At 48.9% G+C, this 19,492-nt stretch carries 15 protein-coding genes; all 15 read right to left on the bottom strand.

The window, feature by feature from the left end:
* Positions 1-592: molybdopterin molybdotransferase MoeA (locus Q8O92_09905; GenBank protein ID MDP2983626.1), on the bottom strand; the 592-nt coding region annotated here is incomplete at its 3' end.
* A 7-nt stretch (positions 593-599) separates the two neighbouring features.
* The gene (locus Q8O92_09910) at positions 600-1,679 is read right to left on the bottom strand and encodes an ABC transporter ATP-binding protein (protein ID MDP2983627.1); all 1,080 of its coding nucleotides are present in this window, start codon (positions 1,677-1,679) and stop codon (positions 600-602) included.
* 4 nt (positions 1,680-1,683) lie between these two features.
* On the bottom strand, positions 1,684-2,376 hold the full coding sequence (locus Q8O92_09915) for an ABC transporter permease (protein MDP2983628.1): 693 nt from the start codon (positions 2,374-2,376) through the stop codon (positions 1,684-1,686).
* Positions 2,363-3,136 (bottom strand): substrate-binding domain-containing protein, encoded by a 774-nt coding sequence (locus tag Q8O92_09920; protein MDP2983629.1) that lies wholly within the window; start codon positions 3,134-3,136, stop codon positions 2,363-2,365. The genes Q8O92_09915 and Q8O92_09920 overlap by 14 nt, the downstream gene beginning before the upstream one ends.
* Positions 3,137-3,364: 228 nt before the next feature.
* Positions 3,365-4,135 carry a formate dehydrogenase accessory sulfurtransferase FdhD gene (gene fdhD, locus Q8O92_09925; protein ID MDP2983630.1) on the bottom strand — a complete coding sequence of 257 codons (771 nt, stop codon included), beginning with the start codon at positions 4,133-4,135 and terminating at the stop codon, positions 3,365-3,367.
* Positions 4,132-4,755 carry a molybdenum cofactor guanylyltransferase gene (locus Q8O92_09930; GenBank protein ID MDP2983631.1) on the bottom strand — a complete coding sequence of 208 codons (624 nt, stop codon included), beginning with the start codon at positions 4,753-4,755 and terminating at the stop codon, positions 4,132-4,134. Before Q8O92_09930 ends, fdhD begins: the two co-directional genes overlap by 4 nt.
* A gap of 21 nt (positions 4,756-4,776) precedes the next feature.
* On the bottom strand, positions 4,777-7,449 hold the full coding sequence (gene fdhF, locus Q8O92_09935; GenBank protein MDP2983632.1) for a formate dehydrogenase subunit alpha: 2,673 nt from the start codon (positions 7,447-7,449) through the stop codon (positions 4,777-4,779).
* A gap of 158 nt (positions 7,450-7,607) precedes the next feature.
* Complete coding sequence (locus tag Q8O92_09940) at positions 7,608-9,458, bottom strand: NADH-quinone oxidoreductase subunit NuoF (protein MDP2983633.1); 1,851 nt, start codon at positions 9,456-9,458, stop codon at positions 7,608-7,610.
* A gap of 12 nt (positions 9,459-9,470) precedes the next feature.
* On the bottom strand, positions 9,471-9,905 hold the full coding sequence (gene nuoE, locus Q8O92_09945; GenBank protein MDP2983634.1) for an NADH-quinone oxidoreductase subunit NuoE: 435 nt from the start codon (positions 9,903-9,905) through the stop codon (positions 9,471-9,473).
* Between the two features lie 503 nt (positions 9,906-10,408).
* Positions 10,409-12,205, bottom strand: coding sequence for an aminodeoxychorismate synthase component I (gene pabB, locus Q8O92_09950; GenBank protein MDP2983635.1), 1,797 nt, complete (start codon positions 12,203-12,205; stop codon positions 10,409-10,411).
* Between the two features lie 465 nt (positions 12,206-12,670).
* Complete coding sequence (locus Q8O92_09955; GenBank protein ID MDP2983636.1) at positions 12,671-14,365, bottom strand: formate--tetrahydrofolate ligase; 1,695 nt, start codon at positions 14,363-14,365, stop codon at positions 12,671-12,673.
* A 32-nt stretch (positions 14,366-14,397) separates the two neighbouring features.
* The gene (locus tag Q8O92_09960; protein ID MDP2983637.1) at positions 14,398-15,186 is read right to left on the bottom strand and encodes a dihydropteroate synthase; all 789 of its coding nucleotides are present in this window, start codon (positions 15,184-15,186) and stop codon (positions 14,398-14,400) included.
* Positions 15,187-15,232: 46 nt separating this feature from the next.
* On the bottom strand, positions 15,233-16,177 hold the full coding sequence (locus Q8O92_09965) for an acetyl-CoA decarbonylase/synthase complex subunit delta (GenBank protein MDP2983638.1): 945 nt from the start codon (positions 16,175-16,177) through the stop codon (positions 15,233-15,235).
* 209 nt (positions 16,178-16,386) lie between these two features.
* Positions 16,387-17,148, bottom strand: a complete 762-nt coding sequence (locus tag Q8O92_09970) for an AAA family ATPase (protein MDP2983639.1) — start codon at positions 17,146-17,148, stop codon at positions 16,387-16,389.
* Positions 17,149-17,458: 310 nt separating this feature from the next.
* Positions 17,459-19,387 carry an ASKHA domain-containing protein gene (locus Q8O92_09975; protein ID MDP2983640.1) on the bottom strand — a complete coding sequence of 643 codons (1,929 nt, stop codon included), beginning with the start codon at positions 19,385-19,387 and terminating at the stop codon, positions 17,459-17,461.
* Positions 19,388-19,492 lie beyond the last annotated feature (105 nt).

Below are 19,492 nucleotides of genomic sequence, written 5' to 3' on the forward strand. Positions count from 1 at the left end.
CCAGCATAGGGCCGTTGCTGTTATAAATTCTGTTACCGGTAATTTTTCTTCCCACAGGAACAATCTCGCCGCCCGTATTGAGTATTGCCACTTCCGGCTTGCCATATACCTTTATACTTTTCCGGCCCGATGCTGCCATAACCGCAACATGCGAAGAAGAAATGAGCGTCCCTTTTTCAAGCACCCTCTGCCCGCTGGCGATATCTTCTCCTTTTACACAGATATTCTGACCTTTCTTTACCGATTTCAACATCTCGACCATTCCGTCTTCAAGCTGGTGCGTATCCTCAACCATGATTACCGAATCAGTACTTAGAGGAACAGCCGCTCCGGTCATTATCTTTATACACTCGCCGGGCTTTATTTCTTTTCCGAATGTTTCTCCGGCCTGAATCAAGCCGGTGCATGTGAGTAGTACGCCCGCCGATTCCGCCTGCGCCGCTTTGAGGGCATAGCCGTCGACAGCCGATTTATGAAAAGGAGGCATGGGGATTTTTGAGAAGATATTTTCGGCCAAAACCATGCCGACAGTATCGGCAATGTACATACGTTCGGCTGGCAGCGCCGCTGAAGTATCAAGTACAATTTTCAAGGCCTCTTCAAATGAGATCATGGGCGAAATCCCGTTTTATCAGGTGCAGCGCAGTAGCCTTGAAGGATATATAAACCTCACGGCCGATCTTCAAATCCATATCCTCCATCGATTGCCTGGTTATAGAGGCGACCAGGGAAAAACCGCAGTCCACGTTGAGCTTAAACGCCAGTTTCCAGGGCTCGATGCCGGTTATGACACCCCTGAAGTTATTGCGGGCGCTGCTCGATTCCCGCTGTTTCGATACCACAACATCCTCCGGCCTTATGCAGATATAAACCTCATCGTCTTTTTCCAGTTCAGAAACCGCTTCGATACTATTCGCTCCCGTTTTGACCGAACAGAGATTATCAGCCTTATCGAGAATTTTTCCTTCAAGGATGGTCCTTACCCCCACAAAAATCGCCGCTTCTTTCGAGACCGGCCTGGTGAATATCTCATCCGGACTGCCTGTCTGCACTATCCTGCCTTCTCTCATCACTGCTATCGTATCGGCCAAAGCGAGGGCCTCTTCCTGGTCATGAGTAGTGAAAATAGCGGCGGACCGGGTTACTTTAATCGCTCGCCGTAACGAGTCGATCAAGGTTTCTCTGTACTGTTCCTCCAGGCTGGCAAAAGGCTCGTCGAGTAAAACCAGTTTAGGGCGGCTGGAAAATGCACGGGCCAGCGCCACGCGATGACGCTGGCCCTGGGAAAGCTGGGAAGCGCGGGTATTTCTTACATGTTCGATTTTGAAAAGCTCGAGCATTTCCCGCACTCTTTCCGGATCACGTAAGCCCCTTAAACGAAGAGGCAAGGCGACATTGTCATATACCGTCCCTTTTAACAGATAAGGCTCTGAAAAAACATAGGACATCTCCCGCCGCAGATTTACAAATTCTTTACTGCTGAGTACTTCTCTGCCGAACAGCTCGATGTTTCCCGATCGAGGCTTTTCATGCAGGGCAATGATATGTAAAAGGGTGGTCTTGCCCGCACCGTTCGGTCCGATAATTCCAAGAATCTCTCCCTCTTTTACCGCAAGCTCGTCTATTTCCAGCCGGAATTTCGAATCAAAACCAAAGATCAGGCTGTGAATCTTTACCATGATATTATGCCCGGTGCTGCTGAATAAACGTAAGCGCAAGGTTTACCAAAAAGCTCAAGACTAAAAGTATTAGTCCCAAGGCAATGGCCAGAGCAAAATTTCCTATCTGGGTCTGAAGCACGATATCCGTTGTCAGAACGCGGGTCTGGCCTTTGATGTTGCCTCCCACCATCATGACCGCTCCCACCTCTGAAATCACGCTTCCGAAGCCGGCAATTACCGCCGCTGCAATAGACAGCCGGGCTTCCCTGACCATAAGGTATAAAGCCTGTATCTGGTTTGCGCCCAGGGACAGTATCTGGCGGTAAACTTTAGTTTCCATACCCTGGAGCGCGGCAAGAGTCAATCCTGTAATGATGGGCAGGGCGATAATAACCTGGGCCAGAATCATGCCTTTAACCGTATAAAGCCAGCCCAAAGCGCCTAAAGGACCATTGCGGAATAAAAAAAGGCATACTACCAGGCCCACCACTACCGGTGGAAGCCCCATGCCGGTATTGATCAGTGTAATCAGTAATTTTTTCAGAGGGAACTTTTTCACCGCTATCAATGCGCCTAAAGGCACGCCGATAAACACTGCGATGAGGGTCGCAATGACACAGACGAACAGGGAGAGCTTCACTATGGAAAATACTTCACTGTCCAGGGAAAAAATCAGACCTGCTCCTTGTTTAATCCCCTCCTCAATGAAGTTCATATACACCCTTTTCGGTAAAAAAAAGCTGCTGCCCGAACTTATCTTTTTTAAACGTATCGATTATCTCCCTTACTTCACGCGAGAGCATAAAATCATAGAATGCTTTTGCGCCCGGCACGTTTATTTTCGATGATACTTTGGGATTTACCGGGATAAGGCTGTAGAAATTTTTTAACAGAGGGTCTCCTTCGGAAACTATGATGAGTTGGAGTGTTTTCTGTAAAGTAAGATATGTGGCGCGGTCCGCCAGGCAATACCCGAGCTTTTCATCCGCGATCCGGAGGGTCTGAGCCATGCCCTGGCCAGCCTCCAGATAGTTCCCTTTGGCAGGAGTACAATCTGCGTTCTTCCATAGCGACAACTCTTTTTTATGTGTGCCGGAGTTATCCCCGCGCGATACAAACAATGATTTACCGGAGCATACCTTTTTGAATGCCTCTTTTATGCTCTGTACGCCTTTCACGTTCGCCGGGTCGCTCGGAGGGCCTGTTAGTACAAATTCGTTATGCATAAACGTAGTTCTCATGGCGCCGAATCCTTCCCGGACAAACGGTATTTCATCTTCCGGGCTGTGCACCAGAAGGATATCCGCTTCCCCCTGTCTGCCGAGCTGCATCGCCTGGCCAGAACCAACAGCAATCGGTTTAAGAGTATATTCACCCTTTTTGTTGAAAAGCTCCGCCAAAACGTCCAGTAATCCCGTGTCCTGCACGCTGGTAGTGGTAGCCAGGATTACGGTTTTATTCTTTTGCGCTTCCAAATGCTGATTAAAAAACAGCCCCGTTAAAAGAAAAAGGAATAAAAAGACACTATATTTTTTAGTCATTTTAGTTTAATCGGTTATGTCATCCGGTAAGAATTTTTGAAAAAGTTGCGCCGTGATTGCACATTTAGATCCTGAAACGAGTTCAGGATGACTCTTGTCATGCCGAACTTGTTTCGGCATCTATAGATACGATAACGAACCTTATCTAATAACATACCCGGATTAGTTTATCCTTTCTTCCGCGCTGTAAATATTCATTCTGTTGCCCCTGGCAAAACCCACCAGTGTTATTCCCATATCCCGAGCCAGTTTAACTGCCTGGGCGGTAGGAGCGCTTCTCGAAATCACCATCGGAATTTTACATTTCTGGGTCTTAAATAATACTTCCGAGGAAATACGCCCGCTGGAAATCATTATTTTGCTCCCGAAATCAACTTTTTCGCGCAGCCCCTGCCCGATTACTTTGTCGATCGCGTTATGCCTGCCGATATCTTCCTTAAAAATCAACATATGCTCCTTGTCGGCGAGCGCGGCGCTGTGAACGCCTCCCGTCTTATTAAAAACTTCGGATTTACCCTGAAATTCAACCATAAAGGCGTTAATTCCGGAGGCGTCGATCCTCAATTGTGAAGTGATCTTACTCTTGTTAAGAATGTCTGCGGCAGTATAGAACAATATTCCTTTTCCACAACCGGAGGTATACAGTCGTTTAAAAACCAGATCAAAGTCTTTATTGTTATCGGCAAGATCTATAGTTGCAACCCATTGCTCCCTGTTAATATAAATATTTATTATCTCTTCCGAATTAATAATCAAGCCTGATGTAAAGAGAAAACCCCGAACCAGGTCTTCAAGATCGGAAGGACAACACAGGAGGGTGACCAGTTCTTTATCGCCAATCATAAGTGTCAAAGGAATTTCTTCAATAACAAAGTCCTCGATAACTTCCTTTACATTTCCTTTAAACCTTGTAACCTGGAACGAAGTAATCACTTTATTAAATCTCCATCATAATTTCCCGTTATCACGGTTAGATCGTGCGGTGTATTAACATTACAAAAAATTTTCCTGTTACTGTCATTGTCCGCCAAATCCAAATAATAGGCATTGACAGTTGTTAAAAAATTTTTAATTGATTTATCATTTCCATTTACTATGTATTCGCTGACAGCATCTTTTACATGTTTGTTATAAACAGCATGGAGGGGTTCGATACAGGAACCGATTCTGGGGACTATACAGTCGCAATGAAGCATAGTACTGCAATTGGTCTGTGTTCTGATTATATGGCTACTAAGAAAAGGCATATCGCAGGCTACAACAAAAACTGCATCTTTTGAGGTATGAGTCAAAGCGGAATGAATTCCTCCGAGCGGCCCTGCATCCCTGAATATGTCTTTTGTCAGTAATACCTTATCCTCGTACAGATTGAAATTCTCGGTGACATTTGTCACGATAATGATTTCCTCGAATATCTCATCCAGAAAGTCTATTGTCCTTTTAATAATCGGAACCCCATGTATGTCAATGAAAGCCTTATTCTGTCCGGCCATACGGGAATTCTTGCCGCCTGCCAACACAGCAGCGGCTACATTTTTTACTTTGTCCTTCAAAAGGCGCCATCCTTGTTTAGTCTATATTTTCTCAATTCTAACGGCGCATACTTTTGTCTCGGGAATTTTTGCCACAGGATCGAGAGCCGCATTGGTGATGACGTTTGTCGGACTTTCGTGAAAATGGAAGGTCATGGATACCACTCCCTTTTTACAGATATCAGTCACTTTTGTCCTTACCCTTACTCTCCCCCTGCGGGATAAAACGTACACCATTGAGTCATCGGTAATCCCAAACTGAACCGCATCCTGCGGGTTAATTTTCAGTAACTCCCAGCCGTCCAATTTCTCGAGTCCGGCCACTCTCCGTGTCATGGTGCCGGTATGGAAGTGGTAGAGGCTGCGGTCGGTCGTGAGTATCAGCGGGTAGTCGTCATCCGGAAGTTCGGCAGATTCCCTGTACACAAGGGGTTTGAATATGCCTTTTCCGCTTGCCGTGTTGAATCGCTCGGTGTGAAGGATCGGAGTTCCGGGATGCTCGCGAGAAATGCAGGGCCACTGTATACCCACATCCTCGATGCGGTCATAAGTAATACCGGCGTAAATCGGCGAGACAGTTGAAATCTCCTCCATGATCTCACGCGGGTGCGAGAATTCAAAGCCTTTAGCACCCATCTTCTGGGCGATCCGGCATGTTATCCACCAGTCGGGTTTCGCGTCACCGATCGGTTCTATGGCCTTTCGTATTCGCTGGATGCGACGCTCGGTGTTCGTGAATGTGCCGTCAGTCTCCGCAAATGACGCGGCAGGCAGCACGACATCGGCCAAAAGCGCCGTTTCCGTAAGGAAAATGTCCTGGACCACGAGAAAATCAAGTTTTTTCAGGGTCTCCACGACATGTGTGGAGTTGGCCTCGCTCAGAACCGGGTTCTCCCCGACGAGGTACATCGCCCGGATACCGCCGTCACCGATAAGGTCGAACATCTCGGTGCTGGCCACTCCCGGCGCGCCGCTCAGGGCGCAACCCCAGGCCGACTCGAATTTTTGCCGTATTTCCGGACTGTCGACCTTCTGGTATCCGGGATAGACGTTGGGCAGCGCTCCGAGGTCGCACGCGCCCTGGACATTGTTCTGCCCCCTCAGGGGGTTCACACCCGAGGACGGTTTGCCTATGTTCCCCGTCAGGAGGGCGAGATTACTGACCGCGAGGACGTTATCGGTGCCGTGCGAATGCTGGGTGATGCCCATGGCGAAGAGGATGGAGGCCGGTTTGACGGTGGCATAGCAGCGGGCCGCCTCGATGATCTTTTCCCGGGGTACGCCCGTGGTCCGTTCGACAAAGGCCAAGCCGTAATGCAAAAGCGATTTCTTGAAAGCAGCGAAATTCTCACAGCGCTTTTCGATAAAATCCGCGTCATACAGCCCTTCATCAACGATCACGCGCATCATGCCCATGAGGAGCGCCACATCGGTGCCCGGCCGGTGCTGGAGAAAGATTTCCGCGTGCCGCAGAAGGTCGATTCTCTTGGGATTGGCGACGATGAGCCGCGCGCCGTTCCGGACCGCTTTTTTCACCTTGAGCCCGATGATCGGATGGGCGGCGGTGGTATTGGAGCCGATCGCGAGGATGCATCGCGCTTCGGATATCTCATTGATGGAGTTCGTCATGGCGCCGCTGCCGAAACTTTGAGCCAGTCCCGCAACGGTGGGCGAATGACACAGCCGCGCGCAGTGGTCCACATTGTTTGTTCCCATGACCGCTCGTGCAAATTTCTGGATCAGATAGTTCACTTCGTTGGAGCACTTTGCGGAGGAAACGGCGACAAATCGTTCTCCCCTGTTCTCGGCGAATTTCTTTGTTACAAGGGCCAGAGCTTCGTCCCAGCCGGCTTCGACAAATTCGCCGTCTTTCTTGATAAGCGGCGTTGTCAGCCGGTCGGGATGGTTGATGAAATCATAGCCGAACCGGCCTTTGACACAGAGGCTTCCCCGGTTTACGGGGTTTTCACGGTCGGCGCGGACGCCGACAATGGTATCGCCCCGGACGCCGAGGTAAATCCCGCATCCCACGCCGCAATAGGTACAGACCGTTTTCACTTCCCGGGACGGCTGCCGGTTATGTTTCGGAACCAGCGCCCCGACAGGACACCGTGAAACACATTCACCGCACGACTCGCATACCGATTCTACGATGGGTTTATCGCCGAAGGTGCCGATTTTTGTTTTATAGCCGCGGTGTAAAAAGTCGAGCGCGTTGACTCCCTGGATCTCATCACAAGTTCTCACACAGATGCCGCAGAGCACACACTTGTTCGGGTCGAGATCGAAAAAAGGATTGGAGCTGTCTATTGGGGATAACCTCTTCGGCATCCTCATACGGTCCAATCGGACGCGGTCGATGCCGACGAACGCCGCGATTTTCTGAAGCTCGCAATGATTATCCTGTTTACAGGCAAGACAATCCGAATGATGATCTGTGATGAGCAGCTCAGTCGCAATACGGCGCACTTTGGCGATCTCGGGGCTCTCCGTCCTGACAACGATGCCCTGCTCGACAGGGGTTTTACACGAGATCGTCATTCCCCTTCCCTCTATTTCAATCATGCATAATCGACATACACCGGTCGGTTTCAGGTCCGGGTGATGGCAGAGATGAGGAATGTAGATACCGTTTTCAAGAGCTGTTTCCAGTACGGTTTTCCCTTTCTCAGCGGTTACGACCAAACCGTCGATGGTAAGGGTGATGCTATCCATTATTGTACTCCCTCTGTCCTTTTTTACCTAAACAGGAGATACTGAAACGAGTTCAGCATGACGGGATTCGGCATGACCTGTCATTCTGAACATGCACCTCGTCACCCTGAACTCGTTTCAGGGTCTACCAAGATTATTATATCAGCCTGTAGTATGGGTTATGAGACAAAAACAGCATCGAATCTACAGACCTTTTTACAGATTCCGCACTTTTCACACATATTATTATCAATGATGTGGGGTTCTTTTTTATTTCCCCTTATTGCCTCAGAAGGGCATTTCCGGGCGCATAAAGTGCATCCGGTGCATTTACCCGCATCAATCGAATAGTTTATCAAGGCTTTGCAGACAAGGGCGGGGCATCTTTTATCCTTCACATGAGCTTCGTACTCGTCAAGGAAATATCGAATGGTGGTAAGTACAGGATTCGGCATTGTTTGGCCCAGGCCGCAGAGCGAACCCTTTTTTACCGCTTCCGCCATTTCGACGAGTAATTCTATGTCTTCCGGCTTTCCTTTACCCTTCGTGATATCCTCAAGGATTTCCCTCATCTGGAACGAGCCCAACCGGCAGGGCACGCATTCCCCACAGGACTCCTTCACGGCGAAATCAAGAAAAAAGCGGGCGAAATCCACCATACAGTTGTTCTCATCCATAACGACCATACCGCCCGAGCCCATGATCGATCCCACCGCATTCAGAGAGTCATAGTCCACCGGTGTATCGAGAAGAGCGGCGGGAATGCATCCCCCGGAAGGTCCGCCCGTTTGAACGGCTTTGAATTGTCTGTCTTCGAGGATTCCTCCACCGATTTCAAATATCATCTGTCGTAACGTTATACCCAAAGGTACTTCGATAAGCCCGGTCCGTTTTACCTTGCCAACCAGGGCAAATGTTTTTGTGCCGCTGCTCTTCTCGGAGCCGTACCGGGCGAACCATTCGGCTCCGTACTGGAAGATGCGGGCCACGGACACAAGGGTTTCTACATTATTGATGATGGTGGGTTTTCCCCACAGGCCGGAGACAGCGGGAAACGGAGGACGAGTGCGTGGCATTCCGCGCTCACCCTCGATCGATGCTATGAGCGCCGTTTCCTCGCCGCAGACGAATGCGCCGGCCCCTTCCTTTATCTTTATCTCAAAATCGAAACCGGAACCCAGGATGTTTTTACCTAATAGATTGTATTCTTTAGCCTGGTCAAGCGCCATGCGCAGTCGATCGAGGGCAAGAGGATATTCCGCACGGCAATAAATGTATCCCTGGCTTGCTCCAATGGCATACCCTGCGATAAGCATCCCTTCCAAAAGAGAATGAGGATCTCCTTCCAGTACCGACCTGTTCATAAAAGCGCCTGGGTCGCCTTCATCTGCATTACAGATAAGGTATTTCATTTCGCTTTTTGTATTTCTGCAAAACTGCCATTTTCGCCAGGTAGGAAAACCTGCACCGCCCCTTCCTCTCAAACCCGATCTTTTTATCTCATCGATTATTTCATCCGGACTTTTGGTGAGGGCATTTCTGAGGCCGCCGTAACCGTCATTCGAAAAGTAGTGGTTTATATTTGTGGGATCGATAAACCCACAGTTTTTAACAACTCTTCTTATTTGGGGCTTAAAGACCGGGGTATCGAAAAGTTTCGGAATCCCCGTAACGCTTCCCTCGCCGATTGTTCCCAAAGCATAATCAGGGAGAGGATTATCGGTGAGCAGATATTCTTCTATAAGTTCAATCGCCTTTTCGGAATTTATGTCACCGTAACAAATCCCCGGTCGGGATTGCTTAAAAATACAGATTATCGGCTCGGCGTAACATAATCCGATACAACCGACTTCGATGATCTGGCAGTCGAGGCCTCGTTTTCTCGACTCGTTCCGAAAGGTATCGAGAACCTCTAATGAGCCGGCTGATCGGCCGCAAGTAGCCGTTCCAACAAAAATTAACGGCTTCTGGCCGGAATGTAATGCCAACCATTCTTCTTGAGCTTTTTGAATCACCTTAGCGAAATCCATATTGATCCTTAATCACCTTTTACTAAAAAGTTCCGCCACTTTCTTCGGTGTAAGATTCGCTTCGACTTTTTTGTTTATCATGATACAGGGAGATAGACCGCAAGCTCCTATACACGCCACCGTATCGAGCGAGTATTTCAAATCGGGAGTGGTTTCTCCTTCGTGTATTTCAAGATGTTTCTCAATTTCCTCCTGTATGAGGGGTGCACCCCTGACATAACATGCTGTACCCCGGCACACCAGAATATGATTCTTCCCGATGGGAGTAAATCGGAACTGGGCATAAAATGTCGCCACCGCATACACGCGGCTTTCCGGAACACCGGTGAATGCAGCCGTCCCCAGCATCGCCTCATCGGAAAGATAGCCGCACTCCGATTGAATCCGCTGTAAAATGGGGATCAACTCATCCTTTTTCCCGTTGAATGAAGAAAATATTCTGCTCATACGCTCATCCATAATAGTACCCACTTATAGTGTTGCGTGACAACAACGCTCGCTTCCAAAAAACCTTTCTGCGTGAGGAATAACTGGCATCTTGGATAATTCTAATGCTCGTGAGATGGGAGAAGTACACTCCTGATACGTGCCGGCAATCGTTGAATACGGCCAGGCGGAAAGGTGAATAGTACTGAGAATCCCTGTATCTTTCACAGAATCGAAAAGATGTTGTCTTCTGATAATTTTAGTAACTTATTTAATATTATTTTCATCTCTTGTCAAGAGAAAAGCTTAACAAAATACATAATTGGATAATATTATTTATGATATGTCAGATAATGGTTTCCGGGGACATTGTCAGGATGTGCTCGAACTATATTTTTAGTAACGGATATTCATCATCCAGTGACGAAGATTCGTTAAAAAAGAGGTTTTTTCATCGTTTAGACCCTGAAACAAGTTCAGGGTGACACGGTCATGCCGAACTTGCTTCGGCATCTACAATGGTATCACGGGAGCGTTAATCGGGGGATTTCGATAATTTCTGGAGCTCGAGACAGATTTTCATAACCAATGAGAATTGCCTCACGCTTTTTTCTTACCGAATTAATAACATGCACCGAATCGCATCTCTTAAGATCGTTAAGCGTAATAATTTTTTCTTTGATTATATTCCTGTCGAGCAGCCAGGCGCGATAGGTGCCGGGAAGCAGCCCGCATGTAACCGGCGGAGTTACCAGTTCACCATGAAGCCTGAAGACCACGTTGGCAATAGTCGTTTCAGTGATCTCCCCATGCTCATTCCATAACAGGATATCGTCACAATCTGCTGAATCTGTTACGGCTGATTCGTATACTTCACGGTTCGTAGTTTTGTGATATACATAAGGGTTCTTGGAATCAACCGCTTTCGAAGCCAGTCCTAACCGTACCGGGCGTGCCGGAGCGGTATTGTCGAGAGGGGAATATTCACACGAGATATCGCCTTCCTGTGAAACGAGAACCCGTACTTTTTGCGGGAAAGCTGGAAATGATTCCTCCCTGTTTTCAAGTTTTTTCAGAACATGTTCCATACTCACCGGTATTCCGAAATATTCCGCCGAATCACGCAACCGCCTGAGATGATAATCGAGGAGGAAATACTTTTCCTCCTGAGTATAGAGCAAAGTTTCCAGAAGAGAGAATCCTGTCGTTTTTTTCATTAAAACCTGCGATTTGGTCTGGCATTCCTCGTACTCTTCAGTGCTGGAAGAATCCCATACAATTCCGCCGCCGACTCCATACTCCGCCAGTTTCAGTTCCCTGTCAACAAGCACGGTGCGAATTGCGACATTGAACTGCGCCTTCCTTTCCGGAGTTATAAAACCGATACAGCCCGTGTAAATATTTCGCGGAGTAGTTTCCAGGCCGGCGATTATTCTGGTAGTGTTTGATTTCGGAGCGCCGGTAATCGAGGCGCAGGGAAATAGAGCACTGAGAATTTCACAGACTGATGCGCTGCTTTCCGCAGTGACCGTGGATGTCATCTGCCAGACAGTGGGATACCGTTCAATATCAAACAATCGCAGCACTTTCACACTGCCTGTTTCGGCGATGCGTCCCAGATCATTGCGTATCATATCCACTATCATGATATTTTCGGCGCGGTTTTTTTCCGAATTATATAACCAGTCCGCCCGCGCTTTATCCTCCGAAAGAGTAAGGCCGCGGGAAGCGGTTCCTTTCATTGGACGGGTTGTCAATCCGGAACCGTTCAGGTGAAAAAACAGCTCCGGCGAGGCCGAACAGACAGCAAACCTGCCTGTATCCAGGTATGCACCGTATTCAGCCTGCTGCGCCTGAATGATTCGACGGAATAAATGCCATGGATCCGCAAAGAACGGGGCATGAAGACGATAGGTATAATTTACCTGATAGGTCTCTCCTCTTGCGATATAGTCCTTGATGCGGGAAATTGCCTCATTATAAGTCCGGCGATCGATCGAGGGATTCCAATTGATGGGAATTTCTGCAGAAAATAATGGAACATCAGGGAGTTTAATGATATCCGGGGCGGCGTAAAGTCCAAACCATAGCAGAGGAAAAGAAGAAGATGAACGTACGCGGAAGGAAGGATCAAAAGCCGGAGATGCTTCATAACTGATAAAACCTGCGGCAAAAAACCCCTGTTCGTAAACCATCCTTTCTACTGTATTCAGAGCTGAAACAACGTCATCTATAGTATTCGCTGTGATTACATGCCGAACATTACGGAAATGAAGCCATTGCTTTTCTCGAGCATCATGAATAATAACCTGGTTTTCCATTCTATGCAGCTTATCTTCGAAAAACGCTGATCTGTACAAAAATCAACATTTTTCCTGGCTTTCTTTCAATTTATTAAACAGGTCTTCCCCGATGCACTTTTTTGCATATTGACACCATTGAATACATGACCCTATATCATTATAAATAGTAAAACCGCAATCGCAATTCACTTTTTTATCGGTAGAAAAAAACTCGGCTTCTCCACCGCATTTTGGACATGTTTTGATTTCAAGAGTTGGCGTCCTCAAATTAGCAGCACCGGGACATTGTTCCAACATATCTTGAATACCTCCAGTTATACATGACGACATATATTATTGCGTTTCTTTTCAAAATAGATGCCGAAACGGTTTCATCGTTCCCGCGAAGCGGCAACGAGTTCGGCATGACACGTGTCATCCTGAACTCGTTTCAGGATCTAAACACTCAAAATATGCGCAATTATTTCTGTCGTCAAATATAGTTTAAAACAGCCCTACAATTCTGCCTTCGGCATCGATATCGATGTTCGCTCCGGCGGGAACTGTGGGAAGCCCCGGCATGGTGCGCATTTCACCCACAAGCGAGTAAATGAACCTTGCGCCCGCCGAAAGACGCACCTCACGGATAGGCAGCTCGAATCCGGTCGGCCGCCCTTTCAATTTCGGATCGTGCGAGAGGGAAAGATGGGTTTTGGCCATGCAGATGGGGAGATATCCAAAGCCTAGATCGGTGTAATGATCGATCTGCCTGGAGGCTGTAGGGCTGAAAGCTACACCGGAAGCCCCGTAGACTTTGACAGCGATGGTTTTGATCTTTTCACGCACCGGCAGGTCCAGATCATAGAGAGTGTGAAAGTCGGAGGGACTTTCGGCGGCTTCGATCACCGCACGGGCCAGGTCGGCGCCGCCTTTTCCGCCCTCTGCCCAGAGGGTGCTCACCACCGCATCACGGGCGCCCGCTTCAAGCGCAATACGGCGTATGGTTTCAATTTCACGGGCGGTGTCGGTGTGAAAACAGTTGATCGCAACCACCACCGGTATTCCGAAAAGCCGGATGTTTTCGATCTGCTTGATGAGATTTACTGAGCCTTCTTCGATGGCTTCAATATTCTCTTCGAGAAGCCCGGTGTCCAGCGGTTTGCCCGCCACAACCTTGAAACGCCCGGAATGCATCTTGAGCGCCCTCACCGTGGCCACCAGCACCGCCGCGTTGGGAACAAGCCCGGAAACCCGGCATTTGATGTCGAAGAATTTCTCCGCGCCGATATCCGCTCCGAAACCGCACTCGGTCACCACATAGTCCGTAGTACGGGTGGCGATATAGTCGGCCAGGATGGAAGAGTTGCCGTGGGCGATGTTGGCGAAAGGTCCGGCGTGCACCAGTACGGGGGTGTTTTCAAGAGTCTGTATCAGGTTCGGCTTGATGGCGTCGAGCATGAGCACGGTCATGGCGCCGGCGCATCTCAGGTCCTCGGCGGTAATCGGTTTGCCGCTCCGGTTCTCGGCCACAATGATCTGCGAAAGCCGCTTCCGGAGGTCTTTGAGATCTGTACAGAGGGCGAGAATGGCCATGATTTCCGATGCAACCGTGATATCGAACCCGGTCTGGCGTGGAATCCCGTTGGATTTGCCGCCCAGTCCGATTACGATATCCCTCAGAGCGCGGTCGGAGATATCCACTACCCGGTTCCAGGTGATGCTGGATGGCACGATATCGAGGGTATTCCCCTTGTCGATATGGTTGTCGATGAAGGCGGCAAGAAGGTTGTGGGCTGCACCCACCGCATGAATATCGCCGGTGAAATGCAGGTTGAAATCCTCCATGGGAATTACCTGGGAATACCCGCCCCCGGCGGCGCCGCCCTTGATGCCGAAAGTCGGCCCCATCGAGGGCTGACGGATGCAGGCGGCGGTCAGCTTCCCGACATAATTGAGCGCCTGGGAAAGACCGACGGTGGTGACCGTTTTCCCCTCTCCCAGCGGGGTGGGGGTGATGGCGGTGACCACGATATATTTTGAACGGGGTCTGTCTTTGAACTTCTCGATGACATCCAGGGAGATTTTGGCTTTATACCGGCCGTAAAGCTCGATTTCATTTTCCGCGATGCCCAGCATGTCCGCTATCTCGCAGACAGGTTTCATTTTTGCATGCTGGGCTATTTCCAGATCGGTAAGCATTTGAACCTCCTTCCATTCTCTTTTTGATAATTCTATTTCGAATAGTAAGCTTCGATAAAACTGTCGCAGTAAATACTCTTGTTCATCAACAATTCCGAGGTAATAGCAGTATCCATCAGCGCTCTGTCGGTTACATCCGCGATAACCATATTCAAGCCGTTGCCGATACACATCGAGAGAAACGTCCGGTTGATGAGTTTCGGGTTCGAGCATTTCTGGCTGAGGTTGGACAAGCCGATGACCATGTTCGGCGCCGGATCGGACAACTGCCTGATCTCACGTATTGCCTGCAGGACATTCCCCGGCTGAGCCTGGGCGACATTGACCGGAAGAACAATCGGATCGATGATGATTTTGTCGACATCTATTTCATACTCCATGGCTTTCGCCAGCCCCCGCATTGCGATCTCCAGACGGCCTTCTACATTGCTGGGGACTCCTTTTTCATCTATACAGAGGATGATGATGGAAGCGCCATTCTCTTTGGCAAGCGGCAGATATATATCAAGGCTCTTTTCGTCCCCTTTTGAGGAATTCATGATCGAGGAGCCTCCAGCCGCTTTCAACCCGGCGCTCATTGCCGCGAACTTGGCGGTGTCTATCGAAAGAGGCATATTGGTTACTTCCCGTACCGTCTCAACCAGCCAGATCATGGCGCCTTCTTTGTCGGTTGTCGCGGGACCGACATTGATATCTAAAGCATTTGCTCCGAATTTCTCCTGTTCCAATGCCTGTTTCTGGACAGGCCCTTTATCCTTCGTTTGTATTGCCGTCTTGATGTCTGTATACATACCATTGATACGCTCACCTATAACAAACATACGGTCATCCTCCTCTATTATGTCAATGCCTGTGCTAAAAAAACGATTAATGAACCATCAACTCTTCGATCAACTTCTTCACCGTTTCTACTGCTTTCGGGTGCCGCATGATAAGAATATCAGCGCCGCTCATGAGCAATGTGCTTGCTGTCATTGCCTCCCACATCGGGCTCCTATGTTCCAGCGCGCCCCATTTCGGCTGTTCTTCTATAGGAGCCTTGGCTTCCTTGACCCTGCACACTTCTGAGCCAACCTGGCAGATCACCGGTGTTGAAAGCATCTTATCACCAGTAAGCGCAGCCAGTCTTCCGCGCTCCATGATGGAATAAGCATATTCCATGCCATAGCCCAACGCTCCGGTCGTGGGATACATCACCACCCGCTCGAGCGGAAAACCGCTGTCGGAAACGAGGATATTCACCTGCTTGGCGATGTTGATGTCGAGAGGACTCTGGGTTATGAGATTATGTCCTCCCATCTGGCATGCAGCTACCAGGGTCATGTAATTATCTGCTGTCGCAGTCCCAAGAAGAACATTCTTCCCCTGCAGCGCCTCTGCCACCGGCGGCAGTACTGTGCTGTCTTTTTCAATGACGCTGCTGCCCCAGATGATAAGGGGAACGGTTACAGCATCTGCAATACTTTTGACAACCTTCACCGCATGTTCAGGGGGAAGGTCCCCGAAATCCGGATGTGTTCCCAAAAGCGATATGCAAATCATATCGGCGCCAAAATCCTCCACACACTTTTTGGCGCATGCGGCAGGATCGCCTAACGTGTCGCCAAAGGGCGCGGAAAGAACAGGATCCCAATCATAAGGCTTTATGTCGAGAACTTCCATTGCAATCACGGGTTTATGAGGTGTTTGGCCTTCAAAGTACAGGAAAGGCAGTGTTTTCTGACCGCCGACCGTGATACGGTTCGGCTCGGTCCCGATAGTAACTTCAATGATGCTGTTCGTCCATTTTTCAACTACATCTGGAAATGGCATAACGTCTGTTCCTCCGTTGTTAAAACAATTCTTGTAACCTATGTGAAATTCTATTCCTGGTCGTTTTAAAAGGCTTGTGAAAAGTTGGTTTTTATTATCATATAGATACTGAAACGAGTTCAGGATGACGTCATGCCGAACTTGTTGCCGCTTGGCGGGAACGATGAAACCGTTTCGGCATCTATCAAACAGGGTTTTTCACAAGCTTTTTAAATGTCAAGCTTCATCGTAATCGCCTGTACAGCCATGAGCGCCGGGTTGTTTTCGGGAATTTCCATGAGAGAGCCATCGCTGAAATTGTACTCCTCCAGCAGGGGATCAACCGGAATGGATCCGATAACTTCAAGCCCTGTGCTCTCGATCAGAGGCAAAGATTTTTTTATTAGTTCCTCATTTGCACGATTCAGAATCAGCCCTTTTTTCATGGTAACGAGATTCAGCTCGGAGCTTAATTCATGTATCCTTTTCGCCGCTTTCAGGCCGGGCCTCGAAATATCGCTGACGATCAAAAGATAATCGATCGGATGTGTCGCCCTTCTGGAGAGATGCTCCATGCCCGCTTCATTGTCAATGACAATGTATCCATAATTCCTGTGGACGGAAGATTCGTACTCCCGCAGAATATTATTGATATAGCAATAGCATCCGGGACCTTCGGGACGGCCCAGTTCTATCAGATCAATACCTTTCGATTCAACGATACATTCCTGAACACGGAGTGCAATCAAGCTTTCTTTCGTCATGCCGGAGGGAATCTTTGCAATATTTTTGATTATTTCCTCACGGAGCATGCCGATGTTTTCATCTACCGTGAGTCCAAGATAATCGGCAAGGCAGGAATTCGGGTCCGCATCTACAGCAAAAACCGCCCCGTCCGCCCGCATGGTAAGCACCCTGGTGAGTAAAGCGGCCACTGTTGTCTTCCCTACACCCCCCTTGCCCGATAGAGCTATCGTGATATTTTTTTTCATACTGACGGTCCGTTTCTTTCTATTTTTTCATCAATCAAACTGAATATATAAAAGATTTATAAGCTTTTTGTAAAAGTCGATATTTGAAGCAGCCCCCTTCAATCCACCCCGCACGTACTGTGTACGAGCGGGGACCCCGTGTCCTTCGGACATCCTTCCCTCAAAGGGGGCAGGAACAGATTGTGGAGCAACGACTTCCCTTGCCCCCTTCGGGGGAAAGGGACTGAGGGTTAGGGGGCTGAAGTAATAAAACTTATCATTTTTTCTTAAAACGACTTTTACAAAAAGCTCTTATGTATTCGAGTTCATGTTACGGCAGCACATGCACCGTAACCGTGGGGAATTTTTGCAAATCGGTGTGCGGCAGAAAAAGGGAAGACGAATATTCTTTCATGAACAGGGGGTCGGTCGATAAATCAAAATAGGTCATTGCCTGTGCGACCTCTTTGCTCTTAATCAGCGCATATTCCGAAAGAAGGCACATCTGCGCTCCGGCAATGGAACCGTTCCCGATGAAATGGAATTTTCCACGGTCGAGATCGGGCAGAAGTCCTATGATAATCGACCGATCCATATCGAGATGATTCCCGAAACCGCCGGAAATGAAAACATTATCGATACTGTCCCATAAAAGCCCGACATGATTGAGAATAGATTCCGCAGCGGTATAAATGGACCCCTTGGTCCGGATAAGTGTGATAATATCGTTTTCCGTGATTACAATGTCATTCCCTGTCGCCGAGTATTTCTTGTCCACCAGGAGAAATTCAAGTCCGTTTTCGCCCTTACGGATACGGGGATTGTGGTTATCGGTTTTGAAGCGTCCCGTTCTGTCAATGAAACCCGCGGTAAATAATTCCGCCACGAGATCGATATAACCGCTTCCGCAGATACCGATCGGCTTGTGGCTGCTGCCTGCTACCATACCGATTTTTACACTTCCATCTTCACTGATACGGACTTTTTCGATGGCGCCGGAGGCAGCTCTTACCCCGCATGCGGTTCCTGCTCCCTCGAATGCAGGCCCGGCGGAAGCGCTGCAACAGATGAGCCAGTCCCTGCATCCCAGGACGATCTCGCCGTTCGTCCCGACATCTATGAGAAGGTTGATGTTCTCTTCGAGATTCATCCCGGATGCAAGAATGGCGGCGGTAATGTCGCTTCCGACATAGGCGCCGAATCCGGGCAGAAAGCCGATATACCCACGGGGGTGAATAGCGATTCCGATCTCCTCCGCATGCACCGCAGGAGGGTCTGCAATGACCGGTATGTAAGGTTCACGGCGGATATTTATCGGCGTGATCCCGAGCAGAAAATGGATCATGACAGTGTTGCCGGTGCAAACCATGGAATAGATTTCATCGGCGCGAATCCCCGCCTGAACCGCCAGTCTGCCGACAAGCGTATTGATATCCTGTATTATCAAACCATGAAGATATTCAAGACCCTCGCGATTTTCCTGGGAGTACATGATACGGGTTATGACATCCTCTCCATACCGTATCTGAGAATTATAGATGGCGGACGATGCGCTAACTTTTCCGCTGTTCAGATTAACCAGGTTTGCTATTACTGTGGTTGTACCAACATCCACCGCTATACCGTAATTGATCCCGGCAGTATCGCCGCTTTCACCGTGAAGAATCTCATACATACCTTCCCGGAAGGCAAAGGTTACGGTAGTTCTAAAACCGGACTGACGGAGCAGATCGGGAAGCGCCCGGATAAATCCGAAATCCGCATATACCGGCGCTCCGACAGTGTGTATGAGGGCTCGTTTTACCCGTTCGAAATCGGAAAGATTATCCGACAAACTGGGAGGGGAAAGTTCGAAGTACTTTTTCCGGCACAGAGGCTTATGAGGATAGCGTAACAGACCTTCTCCGCTGAGACCGAAGGCTGCAGCCAGGCACCCGTCGAAATTCGGTTTTTCATCGATACGGCTTTCTTCCGGAATTGTTACCTCAACATCCGAAAGAACCTCCGAAAGGCAGGCAAGCACGGGTCCCTTTTTTACTTCGATTCCCTCCGGAGATGAATTCGTCTTCGAGCGCACCCGGCCTTTCTCGATAACAACCCTGCATTTCCCGCAATGTCCTTCTCCGCCGCAGATGCTATTGATAGCAACGCCGACTTTCTGGGCGGCATCCATGATGGTCGAGCCGGGTCCGACAATACTTGTGCGGTCGAATTCCGGGAATTCCACCCGAAATACTGATGAATTGGGTGAGTCTTTCAAATCGTTTCCATGTCGTTACATTTCATTATACGGTTATGTCGTTAAGTAAGCTAAGGTGATCATCCGAAAGGTTAATCCCCCCTACCCCCTTATAAAGGGGGGAAA

This window comes from Candidatus Latescibacter sp. (assembly GCA_030692375.1).
Taxonomy (GTDB): domain Bacteria; phylum Latescibacterota; class Latescibacteria; order Latescibacterales; family Latescibacteraceae; genus JAUYCD01.

Bases quoted from the DNA above. Each gene is read 5' to 3' on its own strand.
- nuoE (MDP2983634.1), bottom strand. From the start codon at position 9,905: ATGAGCAGAATATTTTCTTCATTCAACGGGAAAAAGGATGAGTTGATC.
- Q8O92_09940 (MDP2983633.1), bottom strand. From the start codon at position 9,458: ATGGATTTCGCTAAGGTGATTCAAAAAGCTCAAGAAGAATGGTTGGCA.
- fdhF (MDP2983632.1), bottom strand. From the start codon at position 7,449: ATGGATAGCATCACCCTTACCATCGACGGTTTGGTCGTAACCGCTGAG.
- Q8O92_09910 (MDP2983627.1), bottom strand. From the start codon at position 1,679: ATGGTAAAGATTCACAGCCTGATCTTTGGTTTTGATTCGAAATTCCGG.
- Q8O92_09960 (MDP2983637.1), bottom strand. From the start codon at position 15,186: ATGTTTGTTATAGGTGAGCGTATCAATGGTATGTATACAGACATCAAG.
- Q8O92_09955 (MDP2983636.1), bottom strand. From the start codon at position 14,365: ATGCTTACCGATCTGGAAATAGCCCAGCATGCAAAAATGAAACCTGTC.
- Q8O92_09915 (MDP2983628.1), bottom strand. From the start codon at position 2,376: ATGAACTTCATTGAGGAGGGGATTAAACAAGGAGCAGGTCTGATTTTT.
- Q8O92_09970 (MDP2983639.1), bottom strand. From the start codon at position 17,148: ATGAAAAAAAATATCACGATAGCTCTATCGGGCAAGGGGGGTGTAGGG.
- Q8O92_09965 (MDP2983638.1), bottom strand. From the start codon at position 16,177: ATGCCATTTCCAGATGTAGTTGAAAAATGGACGAACAGCATCATTGAA.
- pabB (MDP2983635.1), bottom strand. From the start codon at position 12,205: ATGGAAAACCAGGTTATTATTCATGATGCTCGAGAAAAGCAATGGCTT.